Source organism: Pseudomonas sp. NFR16 (assembly GCF_900108875.1).
Lineage (GTDB): Bacteria > Pseudomonadota > Gammaproteobacteria > Pseudomonadales > Pseudomonadaceae > Aquipseudomonas.
The window spans coordinates 481,255-497,399 of sequence record NZ_FNYJ01000002.1 but is presented as its reverse complement, the minus strand read 5'-3'; the positions used below and the strand labels follow the sequence as shown (position 1 = coordinate 497,399).

The window sequence follows — 16,145 nt, the reverse complement described above, 5'->3', positions numbered from 1 at the left end:
TGCAGGAGTGAGCGTCCTGCAGGGCATCGAGCGAGTGGCGCGTGCTTAGAACAGCACCTTCGCCACGTCCGAGAAGCGCTTGGCGAAGTGCACGGTCAGGCCTTCTTTGAGGTAATCCGGAAGCTCCTCGAAGTTGCCGCGGTTCGGTTCAGGCAGGATCAGCTCGAAGATTTTCTGCCGTCTGGCCGCGATGACTTTTTCGCGCACGCCGCCAATAGGCAGCACGTGCCCGGTCAGCGTCAGTTCGCCGGTCATGGCGACACCTTTTTTCGGCGCCTGATTACGAGCCAGTGAGAGCAGGGCGCTGGCCATGGTCACGCCAGCACTCGGGCCGTCTTTCGGCGTCGCGCCTTCCGGAACGTGAAGGTGGACGAAGGCTTCATCGAAGAAACCCTTGTCGCCCCCGAACTTCGCCAGATTGGAGCTGACGTAGCTGTAGGCGATTTCGGCCGATTCCTTCATCACATCGCCCAGCTGACCGGTGAGCTTGAAACCACGGTTGTGTGTGTGAATTCGCGTGGCTTCGATCGGCAGCGTGGCGCCGCCCATGCTGGTCCAGGCCAGTCCGGTGATGACGCCGGTGCCGGACAACACTTGCTCGCTGCGGAAGACCGGCATGCCAAGGGACGCTTCGAGGTCTTTAGGGCCGATCTTGACAACGGTTTCCGGGTTGTCGAGCAACTTGACCACCGCCTTGCGCACCAGTTTGCCCAGCTGCTTTTCCAGCTGCCGCACGCCGGCCTCACGCGCATAACCTTCGATGACCGCACGCAATGCGCTGTCGCTGATGGTCAGACTGTTTTTCGACACACCCGCCTTGTCCAGCTGCTTGGGCCACAGGTGACGCTTGGCAATCGCGAGTTTTTCCTCGGTGATGTAGCCCGACAGGCGAATCACTTCCATACGGTCCAGGAGCGGGCCTGGAATCGAGTCCAGTGTGTTGGCGGTGCAGACGAACAGCACCTTCGACAGGTCCAGACGCAGGTCCAGATAGTGGTCGAGGAATTCGACGTTCTGCTCCGGATCGAGGGTTTCCAGCAGCGCCGAGGCCGGGTCGCCCTGATAGCTCTGGCCCATCTTGTCGATCTCGTCGAGCATGATGACCGGGTTCATCACTTCCATGTCCTTGAGCGCCTGCACCAGCTTGCCCGGTTGGGCGCCGATGTAGGTGCGACGGTGGCCCTTGATCTCGGCCTCGTCACGCATGCCGCCGACGCTGAAACGGTAGAAAGGACGACCCAGGGATTCGGCGATGGACTTGCCGACGCTGGTCTTGCCCACACCCGGCGGGCCCACCAGCAGCACGATGGAGCCGGAGATCTCGCCTTTGTAGGCGCCCACGGCAAGGAATTCCAGAATGCGGCTCTTGATGTCGTCGAGCCCGGCGTGGTGCTGATCAAGCACTTTGCGCGCATGCTTGAGGTCGAGCTTGTCTTCGCCATACACGCCCCACGGCACCGAGCTGGCCCAGTCCAGGTAGTTGCGCGTGACGGCGTACTCCGGCGAGCCGGTTTCCAGCACCGAGAGTTTGTTGATCTCTTCATCGATACGTTTACGCGCTTGCGGCGGCAACACCTTGCCTTCGAGACGTTCCTCGAACTGTTCGATGTCGGCACTGCGATCGTCTTTGGTCAGGCCCAGCTCCTGCTGGATGACCTTGAGCTGCTCCTTGAGGAAGAACTCGCGCTGATGCTCGCCGATCTTGCGGTTCACTTCGGCGGAGATTTCTTTCTGAAGGCGCGCAACCTCGACTTCCTTGCGCAGCATCGGCAGCACTTTTTCCATGCGCTTGAGCACAGGCACGCAGTCGAGGACTTCCTGCAACTCGACGCCTGTGGCCGAGGTCAGGGCGGCAGCGAAATCGGTCAACGGCGAAGGATCGTTGGGGCTGAAGCGGTTGAGGTAGTTCTTCAACTCCTCGCTGTACAGCGGGTTGAGCGGCAGCAGTTCTTTGATCGCATTAATCAGCGCCATGCCATAAGCCTTGACCTCATCGGTCGGCTCGTTGGGCTGATGCGGGTATTCGACTTCCACCAGGAACGGCGGGCGATGGTGCTTGAGCCAGGTCTTGATGCGCACACGGCTCAGGCCCTGGGCCACGAATTGCAGCTTGCCGTTTTCACGGCTGGCGTGATGAACCTTCACCAGCGTGCCGTATTCAGGCAGCGCCTTGGTATCGAAGTGGCGAGGGTCATCGGGTGGCGTGTCCATGAAGAACAGCGCCAGCGAGTGGTGGTCGGACTTGCTCACCAGTTCCAGCGTTTCGGCCCACGGATCTTCGTTGACGATGACCGGCAGGACCTGCGCCGGGAAGAAGGGACGGTTGTGGATCGGAATGATGTAGACCTGGTCCGGCAGGTTCTGACCGGGCAGAGCGAGACTTTTTCTGTCTGAACCAATGACTTCGTGTTCGTGCTCGTCGTCGTGTTGCGCGTGTGTTGAGTCGGTTTGCTGGTCGCTCATGGGGCACCTGCATAAATGGAGATGAGGCTTAGATGGGGCAGTCGGGCTCAGGTTTCAATAGGAGCGGTCGATAGCATTGAATAACGACGCCGATATAAGAGAAGAGAGTGCCTGTGTGCCTTTCGTCGGTGGTTTCAGAGTGATGGCCTTATGCCTGCTTTTAATGCGTGATCTTCCGTCGGGTGGCGGTTAATCTGCGCGGGACGCTCCAACACTTGCCAGGGCCGGCGCTTTTTTTACCGACTACGCCGTTCTGGAACATCTTTATGAACCCTGTCCTTCCTTCACTGCTGGTGACCGCATCTGTCCTGTTCGGGTCTGCCGTCAGCGCCGCTACACTGACCGCCGAGTTCGTCGACGGGCAGGGCAAGCCGTTGACTGACGCCGTGCTGACCCTGCAAGGACCGTCACCCAGAGCAGAGCCCGCGTTCAGGGCCGACATGGATCAGCGCGACCAGCGTTTTGCGCCACATGTCCTGGCCGTGCGCACCGGGACGCAGATCAAGTTTCCGAACAGCGACAACATACGTCATCAGGTGTACTCCTTTTCGACGCCCAAGCGTTTCGAGTTGCGCCTTTATGGCGGCACGCCGTCGGATCCTGTCCTGTTCGACAAACCCGGCGTCGTGGTGCTCGGCTGCAACATTCATGACTGGATGCTGGGCTACGTCTACGTCACCGACGACCCCTGGTTCGGGGTGAGCGACGACAAAGGGACGCTGACGCTGGATCAACTGCCGGCGGGCCACTATTCGGCAACCCTGTGGCATCCGCTTGCGCCTGACATGCAGCCGGTGTCCGGAGGCGAGTTCGACATTCCGGCCTCGGGCCTGCGCCAGCGTTTCAGCGTTGCCGTGCAGCCCAAGGGTGACGACATGCCCGCAGCGCCGCCTTCCAGTGCGTTCGGCGACGCCTTTCACAAAGCCGCCCATGAATGAAACTGCGAACTAGCTTCCAGGCACGCATTGCCGGCGTGCTGATCATGCTGCTGTTGATCGTTGTCGTCGCGGTGTTTCTGGCCGTCAAGGCCGCGACGCAGGATGCTGTGCGCCAGCAGGCTCAAGCGCAGCTGGAAGTGGGTACGCGGGTATTCGAAGGCTTGCTGGAGATGCGCGGCAAGCGTCTGCGCGACGCGGTGCAGCTGCTGGCCGCCGATTTCGGGTTTCGGGACGCCGTCGCGTCTGCCGACTCGGCGACCATTCGTTCGGTGCTGCTCAATCACGGCGCGCGCATCAATGCCACTGACATGTTCCTGCTGGGCATGGACGGGACCGTGCTCGCCAGCACCGTGGCGCAGATTCCCGAAGGCACGCCTTTTCCGTACATCCAGGCGCTGCGCGACCTGAAGGGCAAAAACCAGTCGATGCTGATCGTGCCGTTGCAGGGTCAGCCGCACTTGCTGGTCGACAGCACAGTGATGGCGCCGCTGCCGATTGCGCGCGTGGTCATGGGGTTCAGCATGGACAACGACCTGGCGCAGGAACTTCGTTCGCTCAGTGGTTTGCAGGTGTCGTTCCTGTCGGTCGTGCATCGTTTGCCGGGACAGATTATCAGCACGCAGCCCGAAGCGCTGTTCGAAAGTCTGCGCGGCGTCATGATGAGCACGTCCAGCGATCACATGCAGATGACCGAGCACCAGAGCCTGAGCTTTCTGAGCAAAACCCTGAGGCTGGGGAGCATCAGTGACATCGACGGCGAAGTCGTGGCGTTGCTGCAAAGCCCGCTGGATCAGGCCATGCAAGCATTCGCGCCTCTGGACGAGAAGCTGTTCTGGATCACTCTGGTGGCGCTCGCCGGTTCATTGATCGGCACGTTGTTGCTGGCGCGCAGTGTGTCGTTGCCGGTGCGCGAACTGGCCCAGGCGGCCCAGCGCATCGGCGACGGCGACTACAGCACGCCGGTGGTGCTGGCGCGCAGCGATGAGTTGGGTCTGCTGGCCGGTGCAATCAACTCGATGCAGAGCGGCATCGCCGAGCGCGAACAGCAACTGGCACACAATGCGCTGCACGACGGGCTGACCGGTCTGCCCAACCGGGCGCTGGTGATGGAGCGTCTGGGCAGTGCGATTGCGGCCAAGCGTGCCGTGGCCTTGCTGTATCTGGGGATCGACAATTTCCGGGCGATCAATGACAGCATCGGTCCTGAGGGCGTCGAGCAGTTGCTGCAGATTGTCGGCGAACAGCTGTTATTGCCGCTGCGTCCCGGTGACACCGTTGCGCGCCTTTCCGGCAACGAATTCCTGCTGTTGGTGCACAACGCCGGCACCGACGCCGCCGTGGCAGTGGCCGACCGTCTGCAGCGCCTGTTGCTCAAACCCCAGCGCATCGGCGAACACGACATCGCCATGGATGCCTGCATCGGTATCGCGGTGTACCCGGCCAACGGCGATTCGGCGTCCGAATTGCTTCAGCGCGCCTCCATTGCCCGCCAGGACGCGGTGCAGATGCCGGGGCGCCTGCAAGTCTACGAAGACGGACGCGATCTGGCTCACCAGCGGCAGATCAGCCTGATCCGCGACCTGCGGCACGCCGCTCGCAATGGCGAGCTGATCCTGCATTACCAACCCAAACTCGACATCCGCAATGGCGGCGTGCGTCAGGCCGAGGCGCTGCTGCGCTGGCAGCACCCGCAATTCGGCAATGTCTCGCCTGCCGAGTTCATCGTGCTCGCCGAGCGCACCGGCAGCATTCAGATCCTCACCAATTGGGTCATCGAGGAATCGATGCGCCAGTTGGCTGAATGGGCTCGCCGCGGTCTGCATGTTCAGCTATCGGTGAATATCTCGGCCGACGACCTGCTCGGTGGCGATTTGCCCGACCGTGTGGCGGATCTGCTCAAGCTGTACCGCGTGCCCGCCGAACAACTGATATTCGAGATCACCGAAAGCGCCGTGATGCGCGAGCCCGAGCAGTCCCTCAACGTGCTCAACCGCTTGCGTGAGTGCGGCATCAGCCTGTCGGTAGATGACTTCGGCACCGGTTATTCGTCGCTGGCGCACCTCAAGCGCCTGCCGGTGCAGGAATTGAAGATCGATCAATCATTCGTGCGCAATCTGGACGAAACCAGTGAGGACGCGGTGATTGTTCGATCGACCATCGAAATGAGCCACAACCTGGGCTTGAAGGTGGTCGCCGAGGGCGTTGAATACGAACACAGTCTGCGTCTGTTGGAGCGCTGGCACTGCGATACCGCGCAGGGCTACCTCATCAGCCGGCCGCTCAATGCGGTCGCGTTCGAGGCATGGATCGCCAAGTCGCACACTTCACCGAGCCTGATGGTTCACTGATTGGTCAATGTTATGGCACGTAGTCTCTCGGCTGTTTTCAGCCCTTTGGTGTTGGCAAGTGTGGTCGGCGGCTGCGTGAGCGCGGGCGCGCCACTGGCCTGGGGCGAACAGGGTCGTCTGGTGGCGACCGGCGGTGCGAGCAGCATCGAAGGCGGCGCGGGCGGCGGCGTCATTCCATGGGCCGTCCTGGCCGGTTACGGCGAGAAGGGCGAGTGGGGTGGCAGCGCTTTCGCGACCCACGTCAATCTGCCGGACTACACGCTGGACGTGGTCGGCGCAGCGGCGTCCTACGCTAACCGCATCGAGTTTTCCTACGCCCATCAGCGTTTCGATCTGGGTTCTCTGGTCAGCAAGCTGAGCCTGCCCGAGGACAACCTCACTCAGGACATTTTCGGGGTGAAGGTGCGTCTGTTCGGCGACCTGATCTACGACCAGTTGCCGCAAGTCTCCGCAGGCCTTGAATACAAGCACCAGAACGATTTCCTGATCCCCAGTCTGGTCGGCGCCAGACGCGATTCGGACGTCGAGGGCTACCTGACCGCCAGCCGTCTGTTCATGGGCGCAGCCTTTGGCTACAACGTCGTGGTCAACGGCGGCCTGCGTTACAGTCGCGCCAATGAAACCGGTCTGCTGGGTTTCGGTGGCGACCGCCGGGACACCCGCAGCGTGCTGAAAGAAGGCGGCGCGGCCATTCTGTTCAACCCGCACTGGGCGCTTGGCGTCGATTACCGCGAAAAGCCGGACAACCTGTCGTTTGCAGGCGAAAGCGACTGGGTCGACATGTTCGTCGGCTGGTTCCCCAACAAACATATTTCGGTGGTGCTGGCTTACGCGCACCTGGGCGAAATCGCCACCTTGGATAATCAGAACGGCACGTACCTGTCCGTACAGGGGAGCTTCTGATGATGCGGCCCGTTCGATGGATCAGTGCGTTGGCGCTGGCGTTGCTGGTCGGGTGCGCGCAACAGCCGCCCAAAGATGACAGCCTGTATCAGGAGCTGGGGCAGCGCGCCGGCATTCAGAAAATCGTCGAAGGCATGTTGCTGCACATCGCCAAAGACGACCGGATTTACAAGTATTTCGCCAAAGTCGACATCGTTCGGGTGCGTGACAAACTGGTCGAGAAATTCTGCGTCGAAGCCGGTGGCCCGTGCACCTACACCGGCGACACCCTGGTCGAGGCGCACAAAGGCCTGAACATCAGCCGCAGTGATTTCAACGCGCTGGTGGAAAACCTGATCGACGCGATGGACGACCAGCACATCCCCGTGCCAGCGCAGAACCGGCTGATCGCGCGGCTCGCGCCGCAGCGTGGGGAAGTGATCGAGAAGTAGAACGCGTTTCTTCACCCACAAAAAAAGGCGGTCATCCTGCGATGACCGCCTTTTGCGTGGCTGCTGACCGGATCAGTCCGGCAGTTTGAACGCCATCACGTAATCGCCCTGCTTGGTGCCGAGCGATCCATGACCGCCTGCAACGACCAGCACGTATTGCTTGCCGTCCTTGCCGGTGTAGGTCATCGGTGTGGTCTGGGCGCCTGCTGGCAGACGGCCTTCCCACAATTGCTTGCCGTTACGCACGTCATAGGCACGCAGGTACTGGTCAAGCGTTGCACTCAGGAACGATACGCCGCTGGCAGTGATGAACGTGCCGCCCAGGCTTGGAACGCCCATGGTCAGCGGCAGCGGAACAGGCGAGCTGTCACGCACGGTGCCGTTCTTGTGCATCCAGATGGTTTTGTGGGTGGTCAGGTCGACGGCCGCCACATAACCCCACGCTGGCGCCTGGCATGGCAGGCCCATCGGCGACAGCAGCGCTTCGAGAATCACGCCATAGGGCGCGCCTTTATTTGGCTGCACACCTTCGGTTTCGCTCTTGCGACCAGGGCCGCCTTCCACTTCGGCAGCCGGAACCAGCTTGGAGCGGAACGCCATGTAGCTCGGATTGACGAAAGCGATCTGACGCACCGGGTCGACCGAAATGCCGCCCCAGTCGAACACACCGAAGTTACCCGGGTAGACGATCGAGCCTTGCAGCGACGGCGGAGTGAACGGGCCTTCATAACGCAGCGACTTGAAGTCGATCCGGCACAGCATCTGATCGAACGGGGTGACACCCCACATGTCGCGTTCCTTGAGCGGCGGCGGCATGAAGTTCAGGTCGGATTTAGGCTGAGTCGGCGAAGTGTGGTCGCCTGCGACAGCGCCGCCGGGAACCGGTACTTCGTTGATCGGAACGATCGGCTGGCCGTTGCTGCGATCCAGCACATAGATGCTGCCTTGCTTGGTGGACGCCAGCACGGCCGGCTTCACGCCGTCAGCGGTTTTCATGTCCATCAGGGTTGGCTGACCGCCCACATCCATGTCCCAGAGGTCATGGTGAGTGAACTGGAAGTTCCACTTCACGTGGCCGGTCGCGATGTCCAGCGCGACCAGGCCGGCGCTGAATTTCTCGGACTCAGGCGTACGGTTGCCGCCCCACTGGTCAGGCATCTGGTTGCCCATCGGCAGGTAGAGCATGCCCAGCTTCTCGTCGACGCTGAACATCGACCACATGTTGGGCGAGTTGCGCGTGTAGGTCTTGCCTGGCGCAAGCGGCGTGGTGTCATCAGGGTTGCCGCTGTCCCAGTTCCAGACCAGCCGACCGGTGTGGACGTCGAATGCACGGATCACGCCCGACGGTTCGTCGGTGGAGACGTTGTCAGTGACGTGACCGCCGATGACCACCAGATCCTTGGTCACGGCAGGCGGCGAGGTGGAGTAGTAACCGCCTGGCGCGTACGTACCGATGTTGGCGCTCAGGTCGATCGAACCGTTGGTGCCGAAGTCTTCGCAGACCTTGCCGGTGTCAGCGTTCAGTGCGATCAGACGAGTGTCTGCGGTCGGCAGGAACAGGCGACGCGGGCAGGCATTACCGGTGGTGGCAACGGCCGGCGTGGCCGGGCTTTGCGCCGGAGCGGCAGCGTCGGTCGGTGCGGCGGCAGCATAAGCGGCGTCATCGTGATACGACACGCCACGGCAGGTCATGTGCGCCCAGCCTTTGAAGTTGGCCGCCTTGCCGCTGCTGATTTTCGGATCGAAGCGCCAGATTTCCTTGCCGGTGTCCGGATCCAGGGCAATCACCTGGCTGTGCGGAGTACAGACGTAGAGCATGCCGTTGACCTTCAGCGGCGTGTTCTCGGCAGTGGTTTCACCTGGATCGTTCGGCCCCGGAATGTCGCCGGTGCGGTAGGTCCAGGCAGGGACCAGCTTGCTGACGTTGTCCGGGGTGATCTGCGCCAGCGGCGAGTAGCGATCACCGAACGCCGTGCGGCCGTACGACTGCCAGTCGCCTTCCGGCATGGCAGGCGCGGCACTGGAGGTGCCTGCGGTTTCACGGTCCAGTTGGCCTTTGATTTCACCGGGGTTGGTGAACTGGCTCGCCAGAGCCGCCAGGCCAGCCAGCACGACTGCCACGCTCAGTGCGCCAGTGCCCATGCCGCCTGCCTGGCCACGCAGCACAGGGCGGCGGAACCACGGCAGCAACATGACGATGCCGAGGGCGAACAGCAGGGCCAGACGCGGCACCAGTTGCCACCAGTCCAGGCCGACCTCCCACAAGGCCCACACGGTGCTGGCAAACAGCACCAGTGCGTACAGACCGAGTGCGGCGCGACGCGCCATGATCAGCAGGACGCCAGTGACAATGAAGCCAATACCGGCCAGCAGGTAATACAGCGACCCGCCCAGCGTCAGCAGTTTGATACCCCCGGCCAACAAGGCCAGGCCCATGATCAGAATCACCAGTCCGAGCAAGCTCGGAAGCAGGCGACCCTTACCGAAAGCACCTTCAGTGCTCATAGTGTCGTACTCCGTAACGATTATGTGGTTGACGCTTTGTTCTTTTTAATCTTTCGGCTCGAGGCCTTTGAATCCGTCTTATTGAAGCTAGTTCCTGAAACGAGATTCAGAAAGGTCAAATAAGCCGATCAGAACGAGGATTGAATCTTCAGGCCGGCAACCAGCGCGTCATCGACCTGATTCACGCCGCCCGGATGGCGGATGAATTGCAGGTTGGGACGCACGGTCAGCCAGTCGGTAACGTGCACGCCGTAATACACCTCAGCGTTGTATTCAGTGTCCTGCACAGGCAGGAAGGCCGGGTCGTGGTAGTCCGACACGCCTGCGGCCTGGTTACTCAGATTGATGTTCTTCCGATACGCCGGATTGACGTGAATGCGACTGATGCCAACCCCGATGTCATCTTCGGGACGCGCGTCGAACGGACCTTTGTACGTGGCCCCGAGGGCGACAAAGTTGTCGATCATGTTGGTCTTTTTGTCGTGCAGCGTGGCGTTGGCGAACAGGCTCAGGCCGCGGCTGTTATCGCTGGCCTGGCTGGTGACTTGCTGGCGCAGGGTCAGCCACATGCCGTGTTTGCTCGACGACGACGCATAGTCATCGCCGCTGCGGGCTGCGTAACCGCCGTTGCTGTCCTTGACCACATCCGTGCTGCTGGCGGTGCTGTAGTAGTAACCCAGCCGATATTCGCCCGGCAGTCCGTTGACTTTCGGCGACCACACGACTTCCACAGGCAGTACCGCGCCCTTGGTGCCGCTGCCGCTTAGCTTGAACGCGTTGTCGTTTTCCAGATTCGACGGGTTCTGCTCGAACGCCCCGATCTGTACGAACAGTTCCGGATTCAGCTCGTATTTGACGCGCATCGCCCACTGGCTGATCGGCCAGTTGTACCAGATACCGCCGCCCCAGTTGCCCACTTGCGAACCGCACAGCGCCAGGTTCTGGAAGTCGCACGGGAAGGTGTTGAAGTCTTCGCCCGGGTTGAAGCGGCCGACTTTGACGCTGAGCGAGCGGTCGAAGAATTTCTGCTGATACCACATGTCCGTCAGGCGCGTGACATTGCCCCGGCCCCAGACTTCCTGCGAGGAAGAAATCGTGCCCACGCGCGGATCGCCAACACGGTCGTTGCTGATGTTGTCGCCGTTGCGGTTGGTCAGCGTCAGCTGGAATTCGGCGTCCTGCCAACCAAGGATCTTCTGCAGATCCATGTGCGCCCCGAGGGCGAACTGATCGCTGTAGCGGGTGGCCTTGTCGTGGTCGTAACCGCCATGCAGGTTGGAGCCCACTTCCACGACCGAATCGAGCTTGAAGTCGTAGCCTTCTTGCGACAACTCACTGCGTTTGCCGCCCCAGTCCCCCAGCATCCACGGCGATTGGCTGTCGAAGGCGGGCGCAGCGTGAGCGCTCGTTGCGAGGCTCAAGGCGGCCAGTCCCAGCGCATGGCGATGACGAAGCGGACGAATGCAGATGCAGCGTTTGGAGTGAGAAGGCATAGGGCGATGTGTTCTTTTTGGTGATCGGGAGACGGCACAGGCGCGAGCTGCGTCGATAAGCCGCGTGTCAAAACTTGACAGACAAAAAATTAAACGTTTCAGCTGGCAACGCGGCGCGATGATAGGGGGCTAACGATTTTAAAAAAAGAGGTTTTTGCGACAAGAATAGTTACAGGTTGCGCAACAGTCCGCCCAAATCGGGACAGCGCTGTCCTTCATGATTCGTCTGTTGCGGGAGGATGAGACGGTTGAGGCAGGAAGTTGAGACCGTTGCGCAGGATGTACAGATAAGGCGGCAACGCTTCGTAGCTGCGCCTGTGCAGGAACCAGATGGCTGGCCCCTGCACGCTGCGTACGAATGACTGACCGGATGAGCGAATCAGATCAGAAGGTGGTCCTGAGCCCGACCTCGATACTGCGACCTTGCGCTGGAGCGATGTCACGCAGAATGGAGCTGGCGTAGCGCACGGTCTGGTTGGTCAGGTTCTCGCCGTTGACGAAAGCGAGCCATTGGCTGCCGCCGACGTCGAATGTGTATCCGGCACTGGCGCCCAGGGTGGTATAGCCGTCGGTGCCGGTTTCGTTGTCCGGCACTCGCCCTTGTGACGCGGCGTGCTCTACATCGATACGCGCTTGCCACTTGTCCAGCGCCCACAGCAACCCGCTGTTCAGGCGAAGTGGGGCGATGCGCGGCAATGCTTCGCCGCTGTCGAGATTCTTCGCGCGGGTGTAATCCCCCGACAGCTCGAGAGCGAAGCTTCCGTAGCGGCTTTCGCCCAGTTTCCAGTGATCTTGCGCCTCGAAACCCGCGAACCGCGCGCGCACGCCCGAATACCCGTACTCGGGGATGCCGTCCGGGTCTTCGACGCCCTCATCGTTGAGGGTGCGACCTGTCCCCAGCAGCCCGATGTAGTTGGAGAAGCGGCTATAGAAGACGCCGACGCTGCCTTTGTGGGTACCGTTGTCGAAGCGCAGCGCCAGATCGCTGGAGACGGCTTTTTCTTTCGACAGACCGGCATCGCCGACTTCGTACGTTCCGGTGGCGACATGAGCACCGTTGGCGTACAGCTCATAGAAGGTCGGCGCACGTTCGGTGTAGCCCAGAGTGGCCGCCAGCGACCAGACCGGCGTCAACGTGTAGACCGCACCGGAAGACACGCTGCCGGCCGTGAAACTGCTTGAACTGTCGGCGCCGGAGAAGCGCTCGTTGCCTTTGCCGTCCGGGTCGACGGTGGTGTGCTCCAGTCGCCCGCCCAGGCTCAGTTTCAAGCGATCGGTTGCCTGCATTTCTTCCAGAATGAACAGCGCGCCGGCATCGGTATCGGTCTGCGGCACGAACGCTTCCTCGCCCAGGGCGGAGAATTCGCTGCGCGTCACCTGCGCGCCAATCACGCCATTCAACGGACCGATCGGCTGGTGCCGAGCTTCGACGCGGGCTTCGTAACCCTTGTTCTTGAACGTCGTGCCGACCTCGCCGTCCTCGATTTCCATGTGTTTGTATTCGGTGTAGCCGGCGTCCAGTTTCACCGAGCTGAATGGACCGCTGAGGTTACGGATCTCAGAGGCGAAGGCGTAGTGATCCTGCTTCATGCGAATCCGCACGTCCTGCTCGGCGGGCGAACCGTAGTTGGCGTCGTAGTTGCTGTAGGAGAGCCCGGCATAACCGTCGTCCCACGTGTACGCACCGCCAATGGCCCCGCCGTCCTGGCGCCCGTCGCTGTTGCCGAGTCGATGTTTCCTGTCGTCGCCATCCGGATCGCGGGCGCGTTGATCGGCGGTCCGGGCATACCCCGGAATCTTCAGATCGTTGAACTCGCGAGCGTTCGCGTCCAGATGCAGGGCGAACGTGCCGTTGCCCGCCTCGAGTTTGCCTGCGCTGCTGCGCGTGGTGTCGGCGCCGCCGTAGCGCAGTTCGCCTGCGCCATGAATGCCTTCGATGGCCTCGGTGGGGATGCGGTTGTCGAACGTGTTGACCACGCCACCGATGGCGCTGCCGCCATAAAGAAGCGCGGCCGGGCCACGGACGATTTCGATACGGTCGACGTTGACCGGGTCCAGCGGAACCGCGTGATCGTAGGACAGCGATGAAGCGTCCAGCGCGCCGACGCCGTTGCGCAGCAGACGGATGCGGTCACCGTCCAGGCCGCGAATGATCGGTCGGCTTGCGCCCGGTCCGAAATACGACGAAGACACGCCTGGCTGTTTGTTCAACGTCTCGCCCAGACTGCCTTTTTGCTGCAGCGTCAGTTCGTCGCTCGTCAGCACAGTGCTGGGCGACGCCAATTGATCGCTGCCTAGCGGATTGGCGGTAATGGTTTGTTGCTCCAGTTCTATGGCGTTCGCGGGTGACGCCAGCAGCAGCGCGGTGGCCAGCGGAGTCAGAGGCCAGATCGGAAAAATGGATGGGCGGGACATGCAGCGTTCCTTGTCAGGGAGTGATTCGAAAAATGATCGAGCTGTTAGTGTTATAACATAACAATAAAATTGCAATCATTTTGGAATCCAACGACGATTACAGCGCTCGTTGGCTGGCGCCGGCGTCGCTTTCGCAGGCCTGTGAGGACAAGGCCGCTCCTGCACGTCAGCTGTCTCTTCACACCTGCCGGTTGCTCCGTTAAGGTGCGCACCTCGCGACCCTGTCACTCATCGAATGCAAAAGGCCTGGCATGACCACACCCCACAACAACCCGCTGCATGGCGTGACGCTGGAGCAGATCCTCAATGCGCTGGTCGAGCACTACGAATGGTCTGGCCTTGCCGAGCGCATCGATATTCGCTGCTTCAAGAGCGATCCGAGCATCAAGTCGAGCCTGACCTTCTTGCGCAAGACACCTTGGGCGCGGGAAAAGGTCGAAGCCCTTTACGTGAAACTGGCCCGCACCAAACGCGGCTGATTCACTCCGCTTCGATCGCACAGGAATGACGCTGGATGGAAAGCCAAACGCTGCACCTGGCGCGGGGACAGCGCCGCTATGCCACCGCCGCTGCGCTACTGGGCTGGTTTGCGCTGGCCGTGCAGCTTTATCTGATTCTGTGGGGACGCTGGACTGACGACGCCAGTGTGATGGGCGGGCTGGTGCGCTATTTCAGTTTCTTCACGGTACTGACCAACACGCTGGTCGCCGTGGCGCTCACGTGTGCGATCACCGACCGGCACAGCGCGGGTCATCGCTTCTTCAGATCCCCCGTGGTGTGCGGCGGTATCGTCACCAGCATTCTTCTGGTCGGCGTCGCTTACAGCCTGCTGCTGCGCCATTTATGGAGCCCGCAGGGCTGGCAGTGGGTCGCTGACGAGTTGCTGCACGACGTCATGCCGCTGCTGTTTCTGGTGTATTGGTGGCTGTACGAGGCGAGGGGCGTGCTGCGTCTGAACCACGTGCTGCTGTGGATGCTCTATCCGGCGCTGTATTTTGCGTACTTACTGTTTCGCGGGGACATCTTCGGCGATTACCTCTACCCATTTCTGGACATCGGCACGCTCGGAGTGACGAGCGCATTGATCAATGCGTTCGGGGTGCTGGCGGGGTACGTCGCAATCGGGTTGTTGATCCTGCTGATCGACAAGTCGAGGCGTCGAAGGGAATAGCTGCGACCCCTTCGACGTCACGCGGTGTCAGGGTTATTGCTCGTCCGAACCTTCGATGCGCCAGTAGCCTGCCGCTTTGACCGAGGCCTCATCGAGCCCGAATTCATCGAGCAATACGCGACGAACTTTGCGCGACAGGCCTGATTCGGTCGCCACCCAGGCATACAGCTTGCCTTCGGGTAAGGTCAGCTGGCGTGTCACCTCCAACAGGTCGCGCTCCCCGCGCAGCACCCAGATCACGTCCACCTGGGCCTTGCTGTTCAAGGTCTGACGCTCCGCGGCGTCTTCGATCTCGACGACGACCTGCGCGCGGCGGTTGGCGGGTAATTCCTCCAGGCGGCGGGCGATGGCGGGCAGGGCGGTTTCATCGCCGATCAGCAGATAACTGTCGAACATGTCCGGGACAATCATCGAGCCGCGCGGGCCGGCGATGTACAGAAACTGCCCGGCTTGAGCCTGAGCGGCCCAGGTGGCGGCCGGACCTTCGCCGTGCAGGACGAAATCGATGTCCAGCTCGCCCGATGCCGCGTCATAGCGACGTGGCGTGTAGTCCCGCATCGCAGGCTTTGGTCCTTCGCTGTTCTGCCCAGGCATGAAGCTGTCCAGCGCCGCTTGTTCCTGTGGCGTGGTCGCGAACAACAGTTTGACGTGGTCGTCGGTGCCCAGGCTGATGAAACCGGTCAGCTCCGGTCCGTGCAACGTGATGCGGCGCATTCGCGGCGTGATGTCCGTGACGCGCAACACCTGCAGCTTGCGGCGCTTGATCTCGTGGCTGACTCGGTGGATCGACTGCTGTGAATTCATACGGACGTCTCCGACGGCTTGACTGGACCGTCGACGACGGCTCTGGCGGTTTCGTTCAACAGGTCGCGAACGCGGATGATTTCTTCCGGGCTCCAGCGACCGTGATGCATCTGCAGGGCGTGACGCAGGTTATGCACAGCCTCGTGGATTTCCGGCGGACGGTCGTGTCCCCGCAGCGAGCGCTTACTGACGTCGATGCGCATCTTCACGCCGTCCAGCGCGACGGCCTGTTCTGCAAGGAATTGCTGCCCGGTCGCGGTGATCTGGTAACGCTTCTTGCCTGCCTCGGCGTCGCCGAGGATCAGCTCGCTTTCTTCCAGAAAGGTCAGCGTCGGGTAGATCACGCCGGGGCTCGGGCTGTAGGCGCCGTCGAACATGCCTTCGATCTGCCGGATCAGGTCGTAGCCGTGGCAAGGCTGGTCGGAAATCAAGGCGAGCAGCAGCAGCTTCAGGTCGCCGGGCGCAAAAACACGTGGCCCGCGTCCGCCGCGTTCGCGGCCGGTCCGTTTCTCGAAACCGTCGCGGCTGTCGCCATGTTCGCCGAAATGCGGCCGGTGGTGGTGGGGGTGATCGTGTGAGTGGTCTCTCATCGCTTTTCATCTCTCGTTACAGTTAGATATACCTTAAGATATATCTTAATGCTTCTGCAAGAGACGTTAAGACGAACGGTTCTC

At 61.4% G+C, this 16,145-nt stretch carries 12 protein-coding genes; 6 read left to right on the top strand and 6 right to left on the bottom strand.

Features of this window, described 5'->3' with window-relative positions; translation table 11 throughout:
* Positions 1–45: 45 nt before the first annotated feature.
* Positions 46–2,463, bottom strand: coding sequence for an endopeptidase La (lon, locus tag BMZ10_RS10950; RefSeq protein ID WP_093461353.1), 2,418 nt, complete (start codon positions 2,461–2,463; stop codon positions 46–48).
* 266 nt (positions 2,464–2,729) lie between these two features.
* Here lon and BMZ10_RS10945 point away from each other — a divergent pair, with 266 nt between their 5' ends.
* The 4 genes from BMZ10_RS10945 to BMZ10_RS10930 are packed head-to-tail and all read left to right on the top strand — an operon-like array spanning position 2,730 to position 7,083.
* Positions 2,730–3,401: a methylamine utilization protein gene (locus tag BMZ10_RS10945; protein ID WP_093461349.1), complete on the top strand. Its 672-nt coding sequence runs from the start codon at positions 2,730–2,732 to the stop codon at positions 3,399–3,401.
* The gene (locus BMZ10_RS10940) at positions 3,398–5,749 is read left to right on the top strand and encodes a bifunctional diguanylate cyclase/phosphodiesterase (protein ID WP_093461346.1); all 2,352 of its coding nucleotides are present in this window, start codon (positions 3,398–3,400) and stop codon (positions 5,747–5,749) included. The genes BMZ10_RS10945 and BMZ10_RS10940 overlap by 4 nt, the downstream gene beginning before the upstream one ends.
* Positions 5,750–5,761: 12 nt before the next feature.
* Entirely contained in the window at positions 5,762–6,652 is an 891-nt protein-coding gene (locus BMZ10_RS10935) for a DUF3034 family protein (RefSeq protein WP_093461343.1), read from the top strand.
* A 2-nt stretch (positions 6,653–6,654) separates the two neighbouring features.
* Complete coding sequence (locus BMZ10_RS10930) at positions 6,655–7,083, top strand: group 1 truncated hemoglobin (protein ID WP_093462554.1); 429 nt, start codon at positions 6,655–6,657, stop codon at positions 7,081–7,083.
* A 72-nt stretch (positions 7,084–7,155) separates the two neighbouring features.
* On the opposite strand, the gene BMZ10_RS10925 is transcribed toward BMZ10_RS10930, so the two are convergent.
* The 3 genes from BMZ10_RS10925 to BMZ10_RS10915 form a co-directional block, all read right to left on the bottom strand.
* On the bottom strand, positions 7,156–9,588 hold the full coding sequence (locus BMZ10_RS10925; protein WP_093461340.1) for a glucose/quinate/shikimate family membrane-bound PQQ-dependent dehydrogenase: 2,433 nt from the start codon (positions 9,586–9,588) through the stop codon (positions 7,156–7,158).
* A 128-nt stretch (positions 9,589–9,716) separates the two neighbouring features.
* The gene (locus BMZ10_RS10920; RefSeq protein ID WP_093461337.1) at positions 9,717–11,081 is read right to left on the bottom strand and encodes a carbohydrate porin; all 1,365 of its coding nucleotides are present in this window, start codon (positions 11,079–11,081) and stop codon (positions 9,717–9,719) included.
* 384 nt (positions 11,082–11,465) lie between these two features.
* Positions 11,466–13,496 (bottom strand): TonB-dependent receptor, encoded by a 2,031-nt coding sequence (locus BMZ10_RS10915; protein ID WP_093461334.1) that lies wholly within the window; start codon positions 13,494–13,496, stop codon positions 11,466–11,468.
* A gap of 251 nt (positions 13,497–13,747) precedes the next feature.
* Between BMZ10_RS10915 and BMZ10_RS10910 the strand changes: the two genes are divergently transcribed.
* Both BMZ10_RS10910 and BMZ10_RS10905 read left to right on the top strand, forming a co-directional pair.
* Positions 13,748–13,975, top strand: coding sequence for a VF530 family protein (locus BMZ10_RS10910; protein WP_062388148.1), 228 nt, complete (start codon positions 13,748–13,750; stop codon positions 13,973–13,975).
* Between the two features lie 35 nt (positions 13,976–14,010).
* Positions 14,011–14,667, top strand: a complete 657-nt coding sequence (locus BMZ10_RS10905; RefSeq protein ID WP_093461331.1) for a Pr6Pr family membrane protein — start codon at positions 14,011–14,013, stop codon at positions 14,665–14,667.
* Positions 14,668–14,700: 33 nt separating this feature from the next.
* Here BMZ10_RS10905 and BMZ10_RS10900 read toward each other — a convergent pair whose 3' ends face one another.
* On the bottom strand, positions 14,701–15,471 hold the full coding sequence (locus BMZ10_RS10900; protein WP_093461327.1) for a siderophore-interacting protein: 771 nt from the start codon (positions 15,469–15,471) through the stop codon (positions 14,701–14,703).
* Positions 15,468–16,061: a PadR family transcriptional regulator gene (locus BMZ10_RS10895; protein ID WP_093461324.1), complete on the bottom strand. Its 594-nt coding sequence runs from the start codon at positions 16,059–16,061 to the stop codon at positions 15,468–15,470. The genes BMZ10_RS10900 and BMZ10_RS10895 overlap by 4 nt, the downstream gene beginning before the upstream one ends.
* Between the last annotated feature and the right edge of the window lie 84 nt (positions 16,062–16,145).

Bases quoted from the DNA above. Each gene is read 5' to 3' on its own strand.
- lon (WP_093461353.1), bottom strand. From the start codon at position 2,463: ATGAGCGACCAGCAAACCGACTCAACACACGCGCAACACGACGACGAG.
- BMZ10_RS10945 (WP_093461349.1), top strand. From the start codon at position 2,730: ATGAACCCTGTCCTTCCTTCACTGCTGGTGACCGCATCTGTCCTGTTC.
- BMZ10_RS10940 (WP_093461346.1), top strand. From the start codon at position 3,398: ATGAAACTGCGAACTAGCTTCCAGGCACGCATTGCCGGCGTGCTGATC.
- BMZ10_RS10935 (WP_093461343.1), top strand. From the start codon at position 5,762: ATGGCACGTAGTCTCTCGGCTGTTTTCAGCCCTTTGGTGTTGGCAAGT.
- BMZ10_RS10930 (WP_093462554.1), top strand. From the start codon at position 6,655: ATGCGGCCCGTTCGATGGATCAGTGCGTTGGCGCTGGCGTTGCTGGTC.
- BMZ10_RS10925 (WP_093461340.1), bottom strand. From the start codon at position 9,588: ATGAGCACTGAAGGTGCTTTCGGTAAGGGTCGCCTGCTTCCGAGCTTG.
- BMZ10_RS10920 (WP_093461337.1), bottom strand. From the start codon at position 11,081: ATGCCTTCTCACTCCAAACGCTGCATCTGCATTCGTCCGCTTCGTCAT.
- BMZ10_RS10915 (WP_093461334.1), bottom strand. From the start codon at position 13,496: ATGTCCCGCCCATCCATTTTTCCGATCTGGCCTCTGACTCCGCTGGCC.
- BMZ10_RS10910 (WP_062388148.1), top strand. From the start codon at position 13,748: ATGACCACACCCCACAACAACCCGCTGCATGGCGTGACGCTGGAGCAG.
- BMZ10_RS10905 (WP_093461331.1), top strand. From the start codon at position 14,011: ATGGAAAGCCAAACGCTGCACCTGGCGCGGGGACAGCGCCGCTATGCC.
- BMZ10_RS10900 (WP_093461327.1), bottom strand. From the start codon at position 15,471: ATGAATTCACAGCAGTCGATCCACCGAGTCAGCCACGAGATCAAGCGC.
- BMZ10_RS10895 (WP_093461324.1), bottom strand. From the start codon at position 16,061: ATGAGAGACCACTCACACGATCACCCCCACCACCACCGGCCGCATTTC.